Source organism: Bacillus sp. RO1, assembly GCF_012524115.1.
GTDB lineage: Bacteria > Bacillota > Bacilli > Bacillales > Bacillaceae_I > Sutcliffiella_A.
The window spans coordinates 67,790-88,317 of sequence record NZ_JAAZWB010000077.1 but is presented as its reverse complement, the minus strand read 5'-3'; the positions used below and the strand labels follow the sequence as shown (position 1 = coordinate 88,317).

Annotated in this window: 20 protein-coding genes; 13 read left to right on the top strand and 7 right to left on the bottom strand. The window is 40.5% G+C overall.

Translation table 11 applies throughout. The features are described 5' to 3' along the window. The first annotated feature begins 7 nt into the window (after positions 1–7). The 9 genes from menD (at position 8) to HC179_RS12135 (ending at position 10,484) form a co-directional block, all read left to right on the top strand. Positions 8–1,762, top strand: coding sequence for a 2-succinyl-5-enolpyruvyl-6-hydroxy-3-cyclohexene-1-carboxylic-acid synthase (gene menD / locus HC179_RS12175; protein WP_481747974.1), 1,755 nt, complete (start codon positions 8–10; stop codon positions 1,760–1,762). Next, positions 1,762–2,571, top strand: coding sequence for a 2-succinyl-6-hydroxy-2,4-cyclohexadiene-1-carboxylate synthase (gene menH / locus HC179_RS12170; RefSeq protein ID WP_168864612.1), 810 nt, complete (start codon positions 1,762–1,764; stop codon positions 2,569–2,571). The genes menD and menH overlap by 1 nt, the downstream gene beginning before the upstream one ends. 24 nt (positions 2,572–2,595) lie before the next feature. Beyond that, entirely contained in the window at positions 2,596–3,417 is an 822-nt protein-coding gene (gene menB / locus HC179_RS12165) for a 1,4-dihydroxy-2-naphthoyl-CoA synthase (RefSeq protein WP_168864535.1), read from the top strand. 97 nt (positions 3,418–3,514) lie between these two features. Continuing rightward, the gene (locus HC179_RS12160; RefSeq protein WP_168864534.1) at positions 3,515–5,011 is read left to right on the top strand and encodes an o-succinylbenzoate--CoA ligase; all 1,497 of its coding nucleotides are present in this window, start codon (positions 3,515–3,517) and stop codon (positions 5,009–5,011) included. Next, positions 4,998–6,113: an o-succinylbenzoate synthase gene (gene menC, locus HC179_RS12155; protein ID WP_168864533.1), complete on the top strand. Its 1,116-nt coding sequence runs from the start codon at positions 4,998–5,000 to the stop codon at positions 6,111–6,113. The genes HC179_RS12160 and menC overlap by 14 nt, the downstream gene beginning before the upstream one ends. 387 nt (positions 6,114–6,500) lie before the next feature. Then, positions 6,501–7,427, top strand: a complete 927-nt coding sequence (locus HC179_RS12150; protein ID WP_168864532.1) for a metal ABC transporter solute-binding protein, Zn/Mn family — start codon at positions 6,501–6,503, stop codon at positions 7,425–7,427. 51 nt (positions 7,428–7,478) lie between these two features. Then, positions 7,479–8,225, top strand: coding sequence for a metal ABC transporter ATP-binding protein (locus HC179_RS12145; protein ID WP_060666904.1), 747 nt, complete (start codon positions 7,479–7,481; stop codon positions 8,223–8,225). Positions 8,226–8,235: 10 nt separating this feature from the next. After that, positions 8,236–9,591 carry a metal ABC transporter permease gene (locus HC179_RS12140; RefSeq protein ID WP_168864531.1) on the top strand — a complete coding sequence of 452 codons (1,356 nt, stop codon included), beginning with the start codon at positions 8,236–8,238 and terminating at the stop codon, positions 9,589–9,591. Next, the gene (locus tag HC179_RS12135; protein ID WP_168864530.1) at positions 9,591–10,484 is read left to right on the top strand and encodes a metal ABC transporter permease; all 894 of its coding nucleotides are present in this window, start codon (positions 9,591–9,593) and stop codon (positions 10,482–10,484) included. Before HC179_RS12140 ends, HC179_RS12135 begins: the two co-directional genes overlap by 1 nt. Positions 10,485–10,869: 385 nt before the next feature. Here HC179_RS12135 and HC179_RS12130 read toward each other — a convergent pair whose 3' ends face one another. Then, on the bottom strand, positions 10,870–11,025 hold the full coding sequence (locus HC179_RS12130) for a DUF1540 domain-containing protein (RefSeq protein WP_010195228.1): 156 nt from the start codon (positions 11,023–11,025) through the stop codon (positions 10,870–10,872). Positions 11,026–11,210: 185 nt separating this feature from the next. Between HC179_RS12130 and HC179_RS12125 the strand changes: the two genes are divergently transcribed. Beyond that, complete coding sequence (locus tag HC179_RS12125; RefSeq protein ID WP_168864529.1) at positions 11,211–11,522, top strand: DUF2325 domain-containing protein; 312 nt, start codon at positions 11,211–11,213, stop codon at positions 11,520–11,522. A gap of 2 nt (positions 11,523–11,524) precedes the next feature. Here HC179_RS12125 and HC179_RS12120 read toward each other — a convergent pair whose 3' ends face one another. Both HC179_RS12120 and HC179_RS12115 read right to left on the bottom strand, forming a co-directional pair. Next, the gene (locus HC179_RS12120) at positions 11,525–12,553 is read right to left on the bottom strand and encodes a cytochrome d ubiquinol oxidase subunit II (protein WP_168864528.1); all 1,029 of its coding nucleotides are present in this window, start codon (positions 12,551–12,553) and stop codon (positions 11,525–11,527) included. Positions 12,554–12,567: 14 nt separating this feature from the next. After that, positions 12,568–13,920 (bottom strand): cytochrome ubiquinol oxidase subunit I, encoded by a 1,353-nt coding sequence (locus tag HC179_RS12115; RefSeq protein WP_168864527.1) that lies wholly within the window; start codon positions 13,918–13,920, stop codon positions 12,568–12,570. Between the two features lie 263 nt (positions 13,921–14,183). Here HC179_RS12115 and HC179_RS12110 point away from each other — a divergent pair, with 263 nt between their 5' ends. Continuing rightward, positions 14,184–15,149, top strand: a complete 966-nt coding sequence (locus tag HC179_RS12110) for a CobW family GTP-binding protein (RefSeq protein WP_168864526.1) — start codon at positions 14,184–14,186, stop codon at positions 15,147–15,149. A gap of 98 nt (positions 15,150–15,247) precedes the next feature. Here the strand turns inward: HC179_RS12110 and HC179_RS12105 are convergent, their stop codons facing one another. After that, entirely contained in the window at positions 15,248–16,456 is a 1,209-nt protein-coding gene (locus HC179_RS12105) for a metal ABC transporter solute-binding protein, Zn/Mn family (protein ID WP_168864525.1), read from the bottom strand. 92 nt (positions 16,457–16,548) lie between these two features. Then, positions 16,549–17,733, bottom strand: coding sequence for a GTP-binding protein (locus tag HC179_RS12100; protein WP_168864524.1), 1,185 nt, complete (start codon positions 17,731–17,733; stop codon positions 16,549–16,551). A gap of 167 nt (positions 17,734–17,900) precedes the next feature. Between HC179_RS12100 and HC179_RS12095 the strand changes: the two genes are divergently transcribed. Continuing rightward, a complete protein-coding gene (locus HC179_RS12095; RefSeq protein WP_168864523.1) occupies positions 17,901–18,467 on the top strand; it encodes a beta-class carbonic anhydrase in 567 nt (188 codons plus the stop codon). On the opposite strand, the gene yidD is transcribed toward HC179_RS12095, so the two are convergent. Next, the gene (gene yidD / locus HC179_RS12090; protein ID WP_168864522.1) at positions 18,464–18,691 is read right to left on the bottom strand and encodes a membrane protein insertion efficiency factor YidD; all 228 of its coding nucleotides are present in this window, start codon (positions 18,689–18,691) and stop codon (positions 18,464–18,466) included. The genes HC179_RS12095 and yidD overlap by 4 nt on opposite strands. Positions 18,692–18,831: 140 nt before the next feature. Here yidD and HC179_RS12085 point away from each other — a divergent pair, with 140 nt between their 5' ends. Continuing rightward, complete coding sequence (locus tag HC179_RS12085; protein ID WP_010195244.1) at positions 18,832–19,305, top strand: S-ribosylhomocysteine lyase; 474 nt, start codon at positions 18,832–18,834, stop codon at positions 19,303–19,305. A gap of 33 nt (positions 19,306–19,338) precedes the next feature. Here the strand turns inward: HC179_RS12085 and HC179_RS12080 are convergent, their stop codons facing one another. Then, positions 19,339–20,511: an FAD-dependent oxidoreductase gene (locus HC179_RS12080; protein ID WP_168864521.1), complete on the bottom strand. Its 1,173-nt coding sequence runs from the start codon at positions 20,509–20,511 to the stop codon at positions 19,339–19,341. Positions 20,512–20,528: the final 17 nt, after the last annotated feature.

Here is a 20,528-nt window from a genome sequence, read left to right as displayed (position 1 = left end):
GAATTCAATGGATGACATGACCTTTTATCTTGCAGCATTTGTAGATGAATTAGTAAAAAGCGGTATGGAGGATGCGGTAATTAGCCCCGGTTCACGTTCCACTCCAATCGCCCTTCTTTTGGCAGAACATCCTGACATCAACGTTACAGTTCTTATTGATGAGCGATCTGCAGCTTTTTACGCATTGGGACTTGCGAAAACAAAGAATAAACCAGTTGCCATTCTTTGTACATCAGGCACTGCAGCAACGAACTATTATCCTGCCATTGTGGAGGCTTATCAATCTAGACTGCCACTTATTGTCCTAACAGCAGATCGCCCACATGAGCTACGAGATGTCGGAGCCCCACAGGCAATTGATCAATTGAAAATGTATGGAGACTATGTGAAATGGTTCGTTGAGATGTCCTTACCGGAAGATACGAACCGAATGATTCGATACGCACGAACCATGGCAGCGCGAGCTACAGGCACTTCCCTAAGCGCACCTATGGGACCTGTTCATCTCAATTTTCCTTTACGTGAGCCTTTGGTTCCTGACTTAGAGGCGGAGGAGCTTTGGTCCAAGTACAAAGAAAGCAATGAATCGATAGTAGAGGTCAATGTAGGCAAATACTCGATTACGGATGATCAGGCTCGCTTTTTTGCCATGCTGATGAGCGAGCGGAAAAAAGGTATTATTGTTTGCGGAGAAATGCCACAGTCAAAGAGTGATGCATTTTCTAATGCGATTACCGAACTCTCCCAAGCCCTGCAGTATCCAATCTTCGCCGACCCATTATCAGGGCTTAGAACGGGAGCACATCGAAAAGAAACGGTAATGGAAGGCTATGATGCCTTCTTACGACCGGATGAAGTGAAAAAGAATCTGGAACCAGAGATGATCATCCGCTTTGGGGCAATGCCGGTATCGAAGTCTTTAATGCAATACATAAGCAAGTCCAATAGTGCGATACAGATTGTTGTGGACGGAGACGGCGGATGGAGAGATCCGACGTTACAGGCAAGCTATATGGTTCATGCAGAAGAAACGCTTTTTTGCCAAAAGGTAAGGGGGAATCTCTCAGTTCGTGATTCCTTTGAATGGATGGATGGTATCAAATCGTTAAATGACAGGACAAAAAAGATACTTTCTAATGAACAAAAGGAAGGCGGAATGTTTGAGGGGAAAATTATTTCAGAACTTCAAGCAATGCTACCTGATAGTTCGACCATTTTTGTAGGAAACAGTATGCCTATCCGTGATGTGGATACTTTCTTGTATACAGATGATAAAAAGCTGACAGTGCTTGCAAACAGAGGGGCCAATGGGATTGATGGAGTGGTTTCCACTGCACTTGCAGCAAGTAAAGCATATGAAAACCTAGTATTGGTAATTGGAGATTTATCCTTCTACCACGATATGAATGGCCTGCTTGCCGCCAAATTACTAAAGCTTAACGTCACTATTGTGCTTGTAAATAATAATGGAGGGGGAATCTTCTCGTTCCTTCCGCAGTCAAAAGTGGAGAAGCATTTTGAAGCTTTGTTTGGTACCCCAACAGGAATTAATTTTGAGCACGCTGTAAAGTTATACGAAGGCGAATATATGAGAGCGGAAAGTTGGTCTGATTTCCAAGAGGCAGTGTCATATTCTATTAACCAAAAAGGCTTAAAAGTAATTGAAGTTCCAACCAACCGTGCAGAAAATGAAGAGATTCATCGCAAATTGTGGAAAAATGTTTCCCAGGAAATGATATCGGTTTTGGACAAAGAAGAATGATGGAGATTAACGGGGTATACTATCATATAGAGAAGATTGGTCATGGTGCCCGCCATATTCTTATGCTGCACGGTTTTACTGGGAACGGAAGAAGTTTTCACGAATTAATCGCGGGTTTTGAAAATGTAGAAGACTATACTTTTATTTTGGTAGATCAACTTGGCCATGGAAAAACAGATGCGCCTGGCCAAGCGGAGCGTTATCGAATGGAAAAGGTGCTTTTCGATTTGAAATCTATTTTGGATAGATTTAATATTTCATCGGTATCTATTTATGGATATTCTATGGGAGGAAGGGTGGCGCTTTCTTTTGCGGTTGCTTTTCCTTCGATGGTATCCAAAATAGTGCTTGAAAGTGCGTCTCCTGGTCTGGAAAAGTCAGAGGACAGGCTTGCGAGGAAAGAAGCAGATGAAATGCTTGCAGAGCGGATTGAAAAGGAAGGTTTAAAATCTTTTATTGATTTTTGGACTAACATTTCCCTTTTTCAATCACAAAAACTATTGCCTCCGGAAAAACAAGAGGCAATTTATGAGCAACGATTGAGCAATTCACCTGTGGGACTAGCAAATAGTTTGCGTGGTCTGGGTACAGGGATGCAACCTTCCGTTTGGAACTCTCTTCATAAAATCAATTGTCCTGTACTTCTGGCCGCAGGGGAATGGGACGAAAAATTTGTCCTTATTGCTCAGGAAATGAAAAAAAGGATAGAAAAATCGGTTTTTTTCAAAATAAGTGACGCAGGACATGCAATTCATGTGGAACAACCGCGAAAGTTTGGTAAAATAGTAAGTGGGTTTTTAACGAACTAATTTATGTTAGGGAGGAAATAAATCATGGCAAGAGAATGGATAGCAGGACCAAAACAATTTGAAGACATTTTATATGAAACATATAACGGGATCGCAAAAATTACGATCAACCGTCCGGAAGTACATAATGCTTTCCGTCCGAAAACTGTAATGGAATTGATTGAAGCGTTTGCTTATGCACGTGACGATTCTAGTGTTGGCGTCATCATTTTAACAGGTGCTGGAGACAAAGCATTTTGTTCCGGAGGAGACCAAAAGGTTCGCGGACATGGCGGTTATGTTGGGGAAGATGAAATCCCTCGCTTGAACGTACTTGACCTTCAACGTTTAATCCGTGTAACACCAAAACCTGTAGTGGCAATGGTTGCAGGCTGGGCAATTGGTGGCGGACACGTATTACATGTAGTATGTGATTTAACGATTGCTGCTGACAATGCTCGCTTTGGACAGACTGGTCCTAAAGTGGGAAGCTTTGATGCAGGTTACGGCTCCGGATACCTTGCGCGTATCGTTGGACATAAAAAAGCCCGTGAAATCTGGTACCTATGCCGTCAATACGATGCGAAGGAAGCACTTGATATGGGTCTAGTAAACACGGTTGTTCCTTTAGAGCAATTAGAGGATGAAACAGTGAAATGGTGTGAGGAAATGTTAGAAAACAGCCCGACTGCTCTACGTTTCTTGAAAGCTGCCATGAATGCAGACACAGATGGCTTGGCAGGTATCCAACAGTTCGCTGGTGATGCTACATTATTGTATTACACTACGGAAGAGGCAAAAGAAGGTCGCGATGCTTTTAAAGAAAAAAGAAAGCCGGACTTTGGACAATTCCCTCGTTTCCCTTAATAAAAAAGATTTATGGTGATTGGAGGGCAATCTAAGAGCTTTTGGCTTTTGGATTGCCCTTCTTTTTATGGGAAAACTGGGTAGGGAGGTTATAGCGATGACAATATTGCCAAACTTTTTAATGAAACGGGCTGCCTTGACTCCGGACCGGATAGCACTTGAAATGGAAGAGAGGGCGGTGACTTTTTCAGAGTTATACAGGAATTCATTAATCGTGACCGGTAAATTGGTAGAGTTGGGTGTAAGGCATGGTGACCGGATATCTGTCTTTATGGCCAATAGCATAGAGCTTGTAGAATTGCTATTTGCACTAAAAAATCTTGGAGCGATTACTGTATTACATAATTTACGATTAACCTCTAAGGAGCTGTCTTATCAAGTAGAGGACGCAGCATCCCGATTTATTTTGGTGGATGATGAACAAGAATCAGGGCTTCAGAAAAGTAAAGAGTTTAAGGGAACCGATAAGATTGTCTCCTATTCTGAGGTACTTTCATTAAAAGGCAGTGACGTTACTATTGTAGAGGAATTCTCCCTTGAAGAAATCGATACCATTATGTACACAAGTGGCACGACGGGTTTTCCTAAAGGTGTGAAGCAGTCCTATGGCAATCACTTTTGGAGTGCTACTGGCTCTGCTCTAAATATGGGTCTTCACGAAGATGACTGCTGGTTGTTAGCGGTGCCGATCTTTCATATAAGTGGATTATCCATCTTGATGAGAAGCGTGATTTATGGAATAAGAGTGATTATCCATAGACGTTTTGAAGCGGAGGCAGTACATAAGGACTTGATGGAACGGCAAGTTAGTATTGTATCGGTCGTGACTACCATGCTGAGCAACTTGTTGGAACAACTCGGTTCAAAATCCTATCCGCTAACGTTTCGATGCATGCTCGTTGGTGGAGGGCCAGTACCCAAATCTATTCTGGAAGAGTGCAGGAGGAAATCTATTCCTGTTTACCAAACGTATGGCATGACGGAGACCTGCTCACAAATTGTCACCCTCTCTCCTGACTTTGCCATGTCGAAAATAGGTTCAGCGGGGAAACCACTTTTTCCTTGCCAGCTAAAGATAATGATTGATGGAATGGAAGTTGGTCCTATGGAAACAGGTGAAATTGTGGTGAAGGGTCCAAACGTAACAGTTGGGTACTATAACCGGGAAAATAGTACTTCTGAGGCAGTAAAAGACGGGTGGTTCTACACTGGAGATTTAGGTTATGTGGATCAGGACGGGTTTCTATTTGTTGTGGACAGACGAAGTGATTTAATTATTTCGGGCGGGGAAAATGTCTATCCTGCAGAAATTGAAGCGGTTCTCGTTTCTCACCCTTCCATAAAGGAGGCGGGTGTTACTGGGATACCTGATCATCGTTGGGGACAGATTCCCGTAGCATTTGTTGTTACTGGAAGGGAAGAAGAGCTGCTGGAAGAAAAATTGAAGTCTTTTGTTCGTGAGCAGTTGGCGGGCTATAAAGTCCCAAAACAAATATATGTTGTGGAAAGTTTGCCGAGAAATGCTTCCAATAAGTTAATGCGGAGAGAGCTTTTAAAAATGTTGCCGGATTGGGAGGATAATGATGAGAATTGAGAAGGTTGATTTATTCCTGACTTCTATGAAATTAGTTCAACCATTTCGAACTCACCAGGAAACCGTCACAGATAGGGAGAGCATCTTAATTAAAGCAACAGATGATTCAGGGAATTCTGGATGGGGGGAAGTGGTTGCATTTTCTTCTCCGTGGTATACAGAGGAAACTATAGAAACTGCTTGGCATATGTTGACTGAGTTTTTCATTCCAACTGTTTTACATCAAGAGTGGGAATCCCCGCGAGGAGTGAACGAAGCTCTTTTACATTGGAAGCGAAATCAGATGGCTAAAGCTGGAGTGGAGATGGCAATCTGGGACCTTTTTGCTAAGCAAGCGGGTGTGTCTCTGGCAAAGTATATCGGAGGTGTGCGCAGAGAGGTGAAAGCTGGAGTAGTAGTGAGCCTGGATACTCCAGAGAGGATGCTCTCTACCATCGAGCATAGAATAAAAGAAGGCTATAAGCGTATTAAGGTGAAAGTAGACCCATCAAACGACTACGAGATATTAAAAAAGATAAGAGATTCATTTCCGGATATTGCTTTACTAGTAGATGCAAATTCTGCTTATTCGCTTGGAGATGTGGAGCGGCTAAAAAAATTAGATGCATTAAACTTGCTGATGATCGAACAGCCACTTGCTGCTGATGACATTGTGGAGCATGCTGAACTACAAAGAGTTTTAACTACACCTGTTTGTTTGGATGAAAGTATTGTTTCCCTTCAGGATGCAAGAAACGCTATCAAGCTAGGAAGCTGTAAAGTGATGAGTATTAAAATCGGTCGGGTTGGCGGACTTGCTAACGCCATTGACATCCATGATATATGTGCGGGACATGGAATTCCAGTCTGGTGCGGTGGTATGCTGGAAACCGGGATTTCGAGAGCATTCCATATCGCCCTAGCGTCTTTGCACAATTTTACAATCCCAGGAGATCTTTCTTCATCAAGCCGTTATTGGGATAAGGATGTAATTACGCCGGAAGTGGTAGTGGAAAGAGGTAAATTGCCCGTACCAGATGGTCCAGGCATCGGCTTTGAAGTGGATGAAGCGTATGTAAAGGAATTAAGTAAGCGAAATGCAAGCTTTCATACAAAAAAGTAAAATTAAATTTCCGACAAAACAATAAAAAACACAAAAGCCCCTGCAGCCCAATCACTGCAGGGCTTTTTCATGTTAACTTTATATATATTCGACGTAAAGAGCGAAATTCCTAGAGGGGTCTGACCCCCTTTCTTTCTTTTTTTCTATATTTTCGCGCTTTTTCGTTCTTGACAAAAGTTTGCTTAGGGTTTAAGTTTTGTATGAGGGCAACTTTTTGAGTTTAGGCTTAAATTACTGTAATTGGTCAAGTTGAATCACATTTTTATCTTCTTCTACATACAGTGGATTTAGGAGAAGGAAAGAACGTGTGTATTTTTTTACCATAAAATTTGCATTAGACAAACTTTTGTTGACTAGTACAAATACTTAAAAAAGAGGAGAGAGAAAATGAAAAAACTATTGGGGAAATTGGTATTGCTAGGAGCTATCAGTTTAGGATTGACTGCTTGTTCCTCAGGAGTAAGTAGCGATGAGAATGAAACAATTAAGGTTACCACTACTATTGCCCAAATAGCAGATATCGTTGAAAATGTTGGCGGAGATAATGTAGAAGTGGAAAGTCTTATGGGGCCAGGTATTGATCCACATTTGTATAAAGCATCTCAAGGAGATTTAAAAAAATTAAATGAAGCAGATATCATCTTCTATAACGGGCTTAAATTAGAGGGAAGAATGGGAGAAATTCTTAGTAAAATGAAGGATAAAAAAGCAACGGTTCCTGTAGCAGAATCTGTTCCAACGGATAAGTTGTTAATTGCAGAAGGTGAAACAGATAAAAAGGATCCTCATGTTTGGTTTGATATCTCATTATGGGTGTATGCAGTAGAAGAAGTGAAAGAGACATTGATTAAAGAAGATAAGGCGAACGCTGATTTATATGAAAAGAATGCGGAAGCATATATAAAGAAATTGGAAGAATTAGATACTTACGCCAAGGAACAACTTGCAACGATTCCAGAAGAGAGTAGAGTATTAGTAACGGCTCATGACGCGTTCCAGTACTTTGGGAAAGCATATGGAATGGAAGTGACGGGCTTGCAAGGATTGAGTACAGATGCAGAGTTTGGTTTAAGTGATGTGCGTTCCATTGTAGATCTTTTAGTAGAAAGAAACATTAAAGCAGTATTCGTCGAAAGTAGCATATCGGAAGACTCCATAAATGCAGTAGTTCAGGGAGCTGAAAGCAAGGACCATACAGTTGTAATAGGTGGGGAATTATACTCTGATGCAATGGGAGCTGCTGGTACAGAAACAGGAACATACTTAGGAATGTTCCGACATAATATTGATACAATCGTAAAGGCGTTAAAATAGAAGGCTTTTATTTCATGGGGAAAAGCAAATTAGAAAGCAAGGTGAACGAATATGCAGCCAGTCAAAATAGAAAATTTAACAGTAGCTTATCATCGTAAACCTGTATTAAAAGAAGTTAGTTTCAGCGTTCCGGAAGGAAAACTTATCGGGATTATTGGACCGAATGGTGCCGGTAAATCTACATTAATCAAGGCGGCTTTGGAATTAATTCCGAAGGCGTCTGGTACTATATCAATCTATGGAAAATCGTATAAATCACAGCGTAAATTAATTGGTTATGTTCCACAGCGTGGGTCTGTGGATTGGGACTTTCCAACGAACGCATTGGATGTTGTACTGATGGGGAGATATGGTCATATTGGTTGGGTGAAGAGACCGAACAAGAAGGATATAGAGTTTGCTTATGAATGCTTGGATAAAGTCGGAATGAAAGAATATGCAACACGACAGATTAGTCAGCTTTCAGGTGGTCAACAACAACGAGTGTTCCTGGCAAGAGCGCTTGCACAGGATGCGAGTATTTATTTTATGGATGAACCCTTCGTAGGTGTGGATGCTGCAACAGAAAAAGCAATCATCACCATTCTTAATGAACTTAAAGCACAAGGAAAAACAGTGCTGGTAGTTCATCATGATCTCCAAACAGTGAAAGAGTATTTTGACTGGGTGTTGCTGCTTAATCTTAGAAAGATTGCGATTGGTCCGACAGAAGAAGTATTTACAATGGATAATTTACAAAAAACGTATGGTGGTCGGTTGGCATTTTTAGACCAAAATCATGCCATTGTCGAACAATAGGAGTGACAGTATGGAAACGGTTCTCAATATGCTACAAGATCCGAACGTGCAGTGGGTACTGCTAGGGACCATTCTGCTAGGAATGGCAAGTGGTGTCATTGGTAGCTTCGCTTTGTTGAGAAAACAAAGCCTTCTTGGAGATGCAATGGCACACGCAGCTTTGCCCGGAATATGTATTGCGTTCTTACTGATTGGAGCAAAGTCGATGTCGTGGTTATTGATTGGAGCGTCCATCTCAGGTTTAATCGGAACTTACTGTATTCAAGCTATTATTAAACACTCCAGAATAAAAGAAGATACTGCAATAGGTCTCGTTTTATCCGTGTTTTTTGGCTTTGGTATTGTTCTATTAACATATATTCAGCAGTATGGAAGTGGTAATCAGGCAGGGCTGGATTCATTTATTTTTGGGCAAGCGGCGGCTATTGTTGGTTTGGATGTACAAATCATTAGTGTAATAGCCTTTATTTTAATTTTTATCACATTCGTCTTGTTCAAAGAATTGAAGCTGATAACCTTTGATCCTCAGTTTGCTCAAGGGATAGGACTTCCAGTTAAATGGCTGAATGGTCTTTTAATGACTATGATTGTCGGCGCAGTTGTTATTGGGCTTCAGGCAGTTGGCGTTATATTGATGGCAGCTATGTTAATCACGCCGGCTATCACTGCGAGGTATTGGACAGAACGGCTTGACTATATGGTGGTTTTGGCTGGCTTGGTCGGTGGAGTTTCAGGTGTTGTTGGGACTTTGCTCAGTACATTGGCCCGTGGGATGTCGACAGGACCATTAATTATTTTGGCAGCGACAATATTGTTTGTATTCTCCCTTATATTCGGTACAAAAAAAGGGTTATTGCCTAAAATGGTTAAACAATGGAAGGTTAAGCGCCTAGTAACAAGGGAAAATATTTTATCTAGTCTGTATGAATTGAGTGAGACCAAGTTAAAAGAGTCAGAAGGTAAAGAAATTGGAAGCTACACCTACCAACAAGTGGTGGAACTGCGTCCGATATCCACCATCACGATGCTTTCAGTGGTAAAGGAATTGAAAAAGGAAGGTTTATTAGCTGAAGAACAGGCTGATAAATGTATAATGCTAACGGAAAAAGGGCTGGAGATGGCCCATGATGTTGTTCTAAAAAACAGGTTAATGGATATGTACCTTATGTTTGAAAGTAAGTTCCCTGTTTCGAATTGGAGAGAGGGAAGCATGGATCTTTTAAATGGACCGAAAGAAATTATTGATGAACTTCGGGCTTTACTCAAGGATTTTGGAAGGGAACCTAATGGCTTATTTTTATATAAGAAGAAAAGAAATATAGGGAACAAAGGCTTCCATTCTGCAGTAGAAGGGAGTGAAGGCTGATGAGTTATGAAGGATGGATTATTCTAACAGGGTCCTTAGTTGGCATAACATGCGGTCTTACCGGTTGTTTTCTTATCCTAAGAAGAATGGCAATGCTTGCAGATGCGATTAGTCACACGGTTTTACTTGGTATTGTAGGAGCATACCTTGTTTCAAACAGTCTAGATGGTATCTATATGTTTGCTGGTGCATTAGTAGTGGGATTATTGACAGCATTCTTCATTCAGCTTCTCCATTCATCAGGAGTCCAGTCTGATGCAGCAATTGGAGTGGTATTTACCTCCTTATTTGCATTAGGGGTAATCTTAGTTTCCTTGTTCGCAGGAAGAGTTCATTTAGATGTAGATCATGCACTGATGGGAGAAATTGCGTTTGTTCCCTGGGATACGTTAATTATTGCGGGGATGGATGTCGGTCCAAGGGCAGTATGGATGCTTGGAGCTGTTCTTGTCGTCAATTTGGCAATCCTTGTATTTTTCTATAAAGAATTAAAAATTTGCTCGTTTGATCCTGAAATGGCCCTTGCTATTGGAATTCCAGTCATGTTCATGCACTATTTATTAATGGGGATGCTCTCCATTACAACAGTTGCATCTTTTGATAGTGTAGGAGCTATATTAGTTGTTGCAATGCTTATTGCGCCAGGAGCAAGTGCTTACCTATTGACTGATAAACTAAGTATCATGCTTTTGTTAAGTGCTGGTATTGGGGTTGCATCAGCAGTTCTTGGCTACTATGCGGCGTCCTTATTTAATGTATCGATATCTGGTATGATGGCTTCCATGGCAGGAATATTGTTTGTTTTAACCTTTTTCCTATCGCCAAAGCATGGTTTGGTTATGAAATGGTTCTTTAGAAGAAATTTATCAAAAGAAAGCAACAGCCTCCATTAAATGGGGGCTTTTTATATAATTAAGGGAATAGTTTAGAAAAGAATTTATATATTACGGTTGATTTCATTCGTCAACAGATAAAAAAATACGGTCTATTGAAATAGATAAACTGAAAAGCATAAACATTATTTTCTGGTGGTTTCTAGCTGTGGATTGGAGCAAATGGCGTAGACTCCTACGGGGGAGTAGCGGCAATGTTGAGACCCCGCAGGGCACCGAGGAGGCTCAAGGCCGCCCCGTGGAAAGCGAAGCCATTTGCGGAAAGGAACAGTGGCATTTAACCAAACAACTAATGTTTTTTGCTTTGAGAAGACCAGACGGTTTTGAAAATAGAAAAGCCCAAGAGTTACCTGCCACGTAGCTCTTGGGCTCTTTGTTTTTTTCATTAATGAGCAGGTTTGAAGGTTTTGCAGTCGGTATCCTTTGAGTCGTGTGCAGTGTTCCCTTTATGGCTCACCACATAAATAGCATCTGCTTGGCAAAGGTTGCCTTGTCCCCAATAATTACAGTTTTCCACTTCACATAAAACTTCTTTTGCCATTTTTACGTCCTCCTTTTTTGTACAGAAGATACGTTTCTATTGTTAGCCATAAAAAAATTTTCATACTTCATTATAAAAAATAGGTATATTTTATAATTTTATTGACAAAGAGAATCATTCTCAATTATTATGAACGTATAAGAGAGAATCATTCTCAATTAACGATAGGAAGGAAGTAGAAAAAGATGGCTTCACTTATGGTAGTTGGTGCAGATCACTTAGGCAACATTCAAGAAAAACTTGTCACACAAGGATTTGAAAACGTCTTACATATTGACGGAAGAAAGGTGCAAGTAGTTAAGAGAAGCATCCCGGAGCATATTGATATTATCTTGGTTCTTACCGATTACATTAACCACAACCTTGCTAAAGTAATCAAGCAAAAAGCAAAAGAGAGCAATAAACCTGTTTTCTACTGTAAACGTTCCTGGAGTTCCATCCAGAAAGTGCTTTGTAATTTTTCTAAATTAAATTGCCAGGAGAAAACATACTCCTGACCTTAATTTTCACTTTTGATGTATTTTTCATCCTTCATAAACAAGCGCCAAAAATAGATAAAGCCTGGAAACAAGATGATAAACCCAACAATATACGTAATGAAGAGCGCCCGAAAAGATGCAGGGTCTGTAAATCCGTTTTGAATCGTGACATTTGGATAGATGATATAAGGAAGATGTGCACGCCCGTATGCGTAACTTGCCACTGCATACTGAATAAAGGCAGAAACAACACCTAATCTGGGCAGGCCGGTCCATCCATCTTTTCCAGGAATAACAAGCGCCACCCCTGTCACGACAAACATACCAGCTGAAATGAATAACCAGACAAGATAGTCCATCATTCCATCAAAAAGCCAAGTTGCTTCATATCGCATAGTGATCATGATCAATAGGGCGCCTAGTAATGAGACAGGACCCAAGATTAAGGCATCCCTTCTGTATATAGCATATGCATGTCTGTCTTTTGCAACCTTAGAGAAATCCGCCAGTAACAAGGAAGACAAAAACAAGGTGCTGCTAACAGCAAACAGGATGAAAGAGAGGGCATGTGGACTTGTCAGTAAACGGCCAAGCATTAAAGTGTCCACGCCATCGATATTATCGACGAAACCACCATGTGTAATGGGCAAAACAAGGATTAAAAAAGCCGGTATTATAAAACCACTGATTCCTGATACGTACGTTAGTGGTTTATGATAATCATCCACAATATGAGAGAACACAAGGAATCCGCTTCGGACTGCAAGCAAAAGAAGAATGATGCTTCCTGGTATTAATAGGACGGTCCCTAACGTGTAGGCTGCGCTTGGAAAGAAACTGTATATAGCCACCACTACAGCGACAACAAATACATTGGTAACCTCCCAAGTAGGCGATAAATATCGATTAGCGATATTGGTGGCATTTGTTTTTTCATTCTTAATATAGAGCATAGACCAGAAACCGGCTCCGAAATCCATCGTCGCCATGACGGCGTAGATAAAAATGAAACCCCATAGGACAGTAATTGCCAATATTACGTCTGTCATGAAGGTGATCCTCCTTATGCTTGAACCCCAGTAGATGATGGGGGAATATCGTTCAACTCGTCCTCAATCGGATGTCGCTTGAAGTAGTAGCGAAGGACCAGTACCACCGCAACACCGAGAAGTACATAAATACCTGCAAACGCTAGGAACAATGCGGCAAGATTTTGGTTTCCTGTAACCGCATCCTCCGTTAACATCACCCGATAAATAACCCATGGCTGTCTTCCAGTACACGCGAAAATCCATCCAAATTCAATAGCCAACATAGAGAGTGGGCCTGCAGCGACAAACAGCCACATAAGCCACTTAGGATAGGTTGTTTTTTTGAGAATTTTACTCCAGAAGAACCCTACTAAAGAGAGCATAATTAGAAGTGAACCGATTCCAACCATTGCGTTGAAAAGGGTATGAACAAATAAGGGTGGCCAATACTCTTCAGGAAAGTCATTCAGTCCGACAACAACCGTGTCAAAGCGGTCATCTGCTAAAAAGCTTAGTGCCCATGGAACCTCAATGCCCCATTTTACTTCTTTTGTTTCCCGGTCTGTGAATCCTCCAACTGCAAGGGGCGCATGTGACTGAGTTTCGAAGAGGCCTTCTGCTGCTGCTAATTTTTCCGGTTGGTATTGATGCAATAACTGTGCAGATTCATGTCCGTTTATGGCGGTCATAAACGAAAAAATTCCTCCCACAACAAGCCCCATGATCAGTGCTTTTCGGTGAAATTTATATACCCGCTGATCATGTTTATTTCGTAGCATCTTATAAGCTGCAACGGAGGCAATGACAAAGGCCCCTGTCATAAAGGCGGAGACTGCCACATGCGCAGCTGTAATGACAAAACTAGGATTGAAAAAAGCGGCCCAAGGATCCACATCGACAATCTGACCATTTTCAATTCGAAAGCCTGCCGGTGTTCCTTCAAACGCATGGACATTTGTAATGAGAACGGCGGATGCTGCCGCACCGATGGTAACAAGTGTCACACTCAAAATGCGCATCCACGGTGAAATGCGGTCTGCAGCATACACGTATATGGATATGAATAATGCTTCAATGAAAAACGCATATATTTCAATCTGAAACGGGAGAGCCATTACCTTTCCGATGACCTCCATGAATCCAGGCCACAAAAGGGAAAGTTGAACTCCGGCGATTGTACCAGTAGGGATTGCGACCCCTAGTAGCACTGCTTTTGCTTTTGTCCACCTTTTTGCCATAATCGCATATTCACGGTTTTGGGTTTTTTGATACATTAATTCAGCAATGAGAATCATTAAAGGAATCCCAACGCCCAGTGTTGCAAATATGATATGAAATCCCATTGTGGTTCCAAACAATGACCGTGCAATTACTACATCTTCCATTTTGGCTACGTCCCTTCAAGCTAATCTATATCGTTAGAGTCCACATTTTTCCACAAAATATGCATAATTTGCTAAAGAAAAAGTTAACCCATCTAACTGTCAGATCAACTGGTAAAATGGTAATTTAAATTACTTGAAAGGTGGCTGTATAAACTATAAAATTAAAACGTAACTATTACGATTTATTATAGTTTTATTTGCTTTTAGAGCAATTGTATAATGGGTAGTAGAATAGTATGTAGAAATGTTAGGAGTGTTTAAAAATGTCAAAAAAGATTCCAGTTTACGTGATAAGCGGGTTTTTGGGAAGCGGAAAAACAACCGTACTTTTACATATGTTAGAACACTTTAAAAATGAAGGGTTAAAGCCTGGAATCATTCTAAATGAACTTGGTGATGAAAATGTGGAAAACCATCTTTTTCAGGGAGAGAAAGTGGTGGAACTCCTGAATGGATGCATCTGTTGTACCATTCAAGAGGATCTAAAGTCCACGCTTGATCAATATGTAGGGGAAAAAGTGGACGTGTTGATGATTGAAGGAACCGGTGTGGCAAATCCATTGGAAATTAAAGATGTTTTATTGACACCTTATTATATGGAGCATTTCGAGTTGCAGTCCATGATCAGTCTTGTAGACGCCAGTCATTATCTTGAGTATCAAAGTTTCTTCAATAGTTCCAAAGAAATACGGGGTTTGTTAAAAGAACAAGTCACATCTGCTCATTTGTTGGTGCTGAACAAGATGGATCTCGTTTCGGAAAAAGAGCTGATTAAAGTGGAGTCCAAACTGGCGGATGAGTTAGAGGATCATGTTCCTGTCTACCGCACCAGCTATGGGGAGGTACCGCTTGAGATTCTTTTGGAAAAAAGAATGCAAATGAGAGAAGTGAGGGTAGATAAACATGGAGAAGGTGCTGGCCATGACCATGATAGCCATCACCACCATCACCACCATCACATTGAAGCGGTCAAAGTGGCGTTTTCTGAGCCGGTTAATCGAGTGGTGCTTGAAAAGCAATTGAAGAAGCTATCTAAACAGGTGGTAAGATCCAAAGGAATAGTTCGGCTGGATGAAACTCCTGGCTTGTACGAGTTTCAGTATGCAGCATCTACTTTGGTATTGAACAGAATCGAGAAAACCGGCATAGAGCCTTCCATTATATTAATAGGGAAAGAAATTGATGATAAGAAAGTGGAGAAGTTTTGTGAAGCGTTGAGAGGGGAGTAAGAGAAGGAATTGGCTTCTCAAATGGGGATTTGGTTTCGGTGCAAATTTTAACAGCAAAAAAAGGCAGCCCACAACAGGCTGCCTTTTTCTATATCTACTTAATTCAACGCTTTCTTCAACGTCTCTAAGTTTTGACGCATCAAGCTGAAGTAATCTGCTCCGTTTTTAACATCTTCTTCTGTTGCTGCTTCTAAGTTATGCAAGACCAAAGCTTCTGCTTTGATTTCATCTTTTACCACTTCAGCAATTTTACCGCTTATATTTTGATCAAAAATAACATACTTGATCTCATTTTCTTTAGCAGTATTAATTATTTCAGTTAATTGTTTTTGTGAAGGCTCTTGCGTTGGAGATAAACCAGTCACGCTGATTTGCTCCAATCCATAACGGTTCTCCCAGTAACCGTATGCTGCATGGGAAACTAAAAGCTTTTTTGTTTTCGCGCTATCCACTGTTTCTTTGAATTCTGTATCTAATTTTTCGAGGTCAGCTTTCAACGTTTCAAAGTTTGCTTCGAAATCTTCTTTTGCTTCCGGTTTTAATTCAACAAGAGCATTTTTGATATTTTCAGCAAGTGTGATAGAAAGTGTAGGGTCTAACCATACATGAGGGTCTCCATTAGAATGGTCGTGTTCCTCATGTCCATCTTGTGTATGCTCATCGCCGTGCTCATCGCCGTGCTCTTCGTCATGAGCTTCGTCGGAATGCTCATCACCATGCTCTTCGTCATGAGCTTCGTCGGAATGCTCATCACCATGCTCTTCGTCATGAGCTTCATCAGAATGCTCATCATCATGCTCTTTGTTATGAGCTTCGTCGGAATGCTCATCACTGTGCTCTTCGTCATGAGCTTCATCGGAATGCTCATCATCATGCTCTTCGTTATGAGCTTCGTCGGAATGCTCATCACCGTGTGCATCATGGTCAGATTCTCCACCCTCAGGTCGTAGCTCAATTCCTTCAGCGGCTCCAACAATCTTTACGTCCTCGTTTCCTAAGACTTCTTTTGCTTTATCAGCAAATCCTTCCACGCCCACACCTGTAAAAATAAAAGCGTCAGCAGAAGCCATTTCACTCATTGTTTTAGCTGATGGTTCAAAAGTATGTGCATCAGCACCAGCAGGAAAAACAGGCTTCACATCAACATGCTCGCCGCCAATTTTCTTCGTAAAGTCCTCCAAAGGGAAGATGGTCGTATAGACAGTCAATTTTTCACTGCCGTCAGAAGCCTGATTATCTGAATTACATCCAACAAGGAATGTAAAAACTACTAACATCATTGCGATAAAAATAGATTTAGTTTTCATTATTTTCTCCTCTCGTTTTGTATCCCAACACATTATATCGTAACTGTTACGATTTGAGAACTAAAAAGACAAATGTTATAAAATTTTTACAATTACTCTACGATAAAAGCAGGTACAGGATCTGCAAGCTTAGACCAGTCCTCATTCATTTCTTTTTCAGTAAGTAGGCAGGTGTCAAGTGATCTTTCAATCTGCTTTTGCTCCATTTCAATCCCGATGAAGACAAGTTCGGTCATTCTATCGCCATAGGTTTCGTCCCATCTTTCTAGCAATTCAGGTTCTTCTTCTAATGTTTGCTTCTTCTCCTCATCACTGTAACTTGCGACCCATTCTCCAGCACCTTGAATCATAATAGAAGCACCAGCTTGCGAAATCAAGCCTGCCATATCATTTCTTGAAGCAAGCCAGAAGAAACCTTTGGCACGGACAATCTCGCCTGGCCAATTATCTAGCCAAGCTTTAAATCTCTCTGGGTGAAATGGTTTCCTGCGGCGATAAACGAAAGAGGATATTCCGTACTCCTCGGTTTCAGGAGTGTGCTCTTCATTTAGTTCTTTAATCCAACCGGCAGCTTGGCTCGCTTTTTCAAAATCGAACAGTCCTGTGTTCAAAATCGCTTCCAACTTCACTTGGCTGTTTACCGTTTGGATTATTCTTGCATCTGGGTTCAGTTTTCTCAACAGAGCTTCTAATTCAACTACATATTGGGGATCTAGTAGGTCTGTTTTATTTAATAATAGAACATCAGCGAATTCAATTTGGTCAATTAATAGATCAGATATCTCGCGTATATCCGATTCATCCGTTCCCTGTTTACGATCTAATAGACTTTCTCCTGATTGATAGTCATCATAAAAGCGGAAACCATCAACTACGGTGATCATCGCATCCAAGCGGCACTTTTCTGTGAGATCAATATCAAACTCTTCATCTAAGTAAGTAAAAGTCTGGGCAACAGGGATTGGTTCACTGATTCCTGAAGATTCAATAACGATATAGTCAATGTTGCCTTCATCAACAAGACGCTCGACTTCCTTCATGAGGTCTTCTCGCAATGTACAGCAGATACAGCCGTTTTGCATTTCCACCAATTTTTCTTCGGTTCTGGAGAAACCGCCTTGTTGGATAAGTGCAGCGTCAACGTTTACTTCACTCATATCGTTAACGATTACTGCAATTTTCAAACCTTCTCTATTTGATAAAATATGATTTAACAGGGTTGTTTTTCCTGCACCAAGGTAACCGCTTAGTACTGTTACAGGTATCTTCTTTTTCATAAAATATATACTTCCTTTCTTGTTTAAAGCGTAACCTTTACGATTTACATATAGAATAGTACTAAAAACATAAAAAGAAAACAAGCTATTTTTATTGTCATTTTGTTTTGAGTTTGTCATATTGAAAGAAGGGAATCTAAACTATTATTCAGAAAGAGGGAAAAAAGATGAAATTACTGGATGAAATTTTAGAACACAATTCGGGATTTGTAGAAAAAGAGGAGTATATTCAATATCAGACGACTAAATTTCCTGACAAAAAATTAGTAGTCCTATCTTGCATGGATACAAGGCTGATGGATCTGTTACCTAAGGCGATGAATCTTAAGCATGGAGATATGAAAATTGTTAAAAATGCTGGAGCAATTGTATCGCATCCGTTTGGAAGTATTATGAGAAGTATCTTGGTTGCCGTGTTTGAACTACAAGCAGATGAAGTGTTGGTTGTAGGACATCACGATTGCGGAATGGGAAAAATCAATCCAGAAGGCATGCGTGAAAAGATGGAAGCAAGGGGAGTAACAAAAGAAACTATTGATGATTTGAAATATGCGGGCATTGATGTAGCAGGTTTCTTAAAAGGATTTGACAGTGTGGAGGAAAGCGTCCGTGAGAGCGTGGAAATGATTGCAAATCATCCACTAATGCCAGATGGGGTACCTGTGCATGGATTGGTCATTGATCCACACACAGGAAAGCTGGATCTTGTTGTGAACGGGTATGAACATAATTAAACTTTTTCTTTCTTTTCCGGTACATGATCAATTCCACCAGGATGAAATGGGTGGCATTTAAGAATTCTTTTTATCGTCAGCCAACCACCCTTGATTGCTCCAAAACGTCCAATTGCTTCCATTCCATATTGGGAGCATGTTGGATAAAATCGACAAGTTGGCGGGGTTAATGGGGAAATGAATTTTCTATAAAAACGAATGATGGATAAAAAGACATGCTTCATTTACTGTCACCTCAAGTAAATTATAATCGAAAATTTAGGAAACCAAAAATTTATTAAATTCGTATAAATCAGATGAATTTAATTGGAATTAAATATGTGTTATACTGTAAATAACTTTTAAATAAAGGGAGAGTGCTATTATGCCTTCAGTAGAAAGTTTTGAACTAGATCATAATGCGGTAAAAGCTCCTTATGTTCGTCATTGTGGAGTACACAAAGTAGGGACAGACGGTGTTGTTAATAAATATGATATTCGTTTTTGCCAACCAAACAAACAGGCGATGAAGCCAGACGCCATTCACACTTTGGAACATTTATTGGCATTCAACATCCGTACACATGCGGAAAAGTACAGCCATTTCGATATCATCGACATTTCTCCAATGGGTTGCCAAACTGGATATTATCTAGTGGTAAGCGGCGAACCGACAGTAGATGAAATTGTTGATTTGATGGAAGACACGTTAAAAGATGGTATCCAAGTGGAAGAGATTCCTGCTTCCAATGAAAAGCAATGCGGTCAAGCAAAGCTTCATGACCTTGAAGGTGCGAAGCGTTTGATGAAGTTCTGGTTAGAGCAGGATAAAGAAGACTTGAAAAAAGTATTCGGTTAAAAGGGAAGGATGACTCGATTGGGTCATCCTTTTTTAAATGGAAGATATAATGTTCGCTGCTACTCTCGCACCAGAAATATTACGTGCGATTGGACCAACTTCAAGTTCTGCAAGGGCGCCGCTTACATAAAGGTTTGGTGCCCATTCTAACATGTGGTTAACAATAGGATATCCGCACTTTGCGCACGGTAGCTTCTCTTGTTTTATGACAGGATCCAGCCATTCTTTACCTGGAAGTCCTTGTTCAAAACCTGTTGCAAGAAGAATCGAGCCGCCTGTTATTTTTTCACCATTTTCAAGGAGCAACTGTACATCATTGTACTGACCTACAAAATCATTTATGATTCCATCCTTAATGGCTAATTTTTTTGAACGTACTAAATGGCTAATTCTGTTTCTTAACTCAGAAGGAATAGAGCCTTTATGCCTTGCAGATTTAATTGCTTTTCGCCTATTTTCATAATCTTTTATTTTGATAAATGGGTGACGCATTTTAGGGCCAAGCCATTCTGGATTACTATCAAAGTCATGGACTCTAAAAGAATGACGTTTTAGCATCGTCACTTCACCTGGAAACAATGTGGCCAGTTTTATTGCTAAATGGGTGGCGGTTATACCACCGCCGACCACTACAAACGGTCCATCCATATTTTCGAAAGAAGGAAGGTCTTTGTCAAAAACATGAAATAAGGAATTTGGACGTTGCTTTTTTAAACGGCTAGCCCATTCAGGGAGATGCAACTGATCACTCATTCCAATGGCAATCACTACTTTTTCCGTTTGTAACACTTCTCCAGTTTGAAGATACACCTTCCAATACCCATTGCTTTTTTCTACATTACTGACCTTAGATCGGACATAAGCTTTCATTATTTCCAAATCATCGACCAGGTGATCACAATGGTCATTGAACATATGTAAAGAGGGCCTTTTATACCTTCCGTAAAAGTCATTGCTTCCTTGATAGACCTTTTCTTTTTTGGAAAAAGACTGCAAACTAAATGGATCTGTGTCTAAATGATGCACAGAGGGCGATCTTAAGTATGGCATGGAAATGGTGGAGGTACATCTCTTCCAATTTTCTAGAGGTTTTGGATTTGGATCAACTATTCTTATTTTATTAATGGTAGTTTTATTCTTTTTAAGTAAAAACGTGGCAACAGTTAAACCTTGAATGCCCCCACCAATGATAACCCATTGATGCATAGTAAACACTCCTCTTT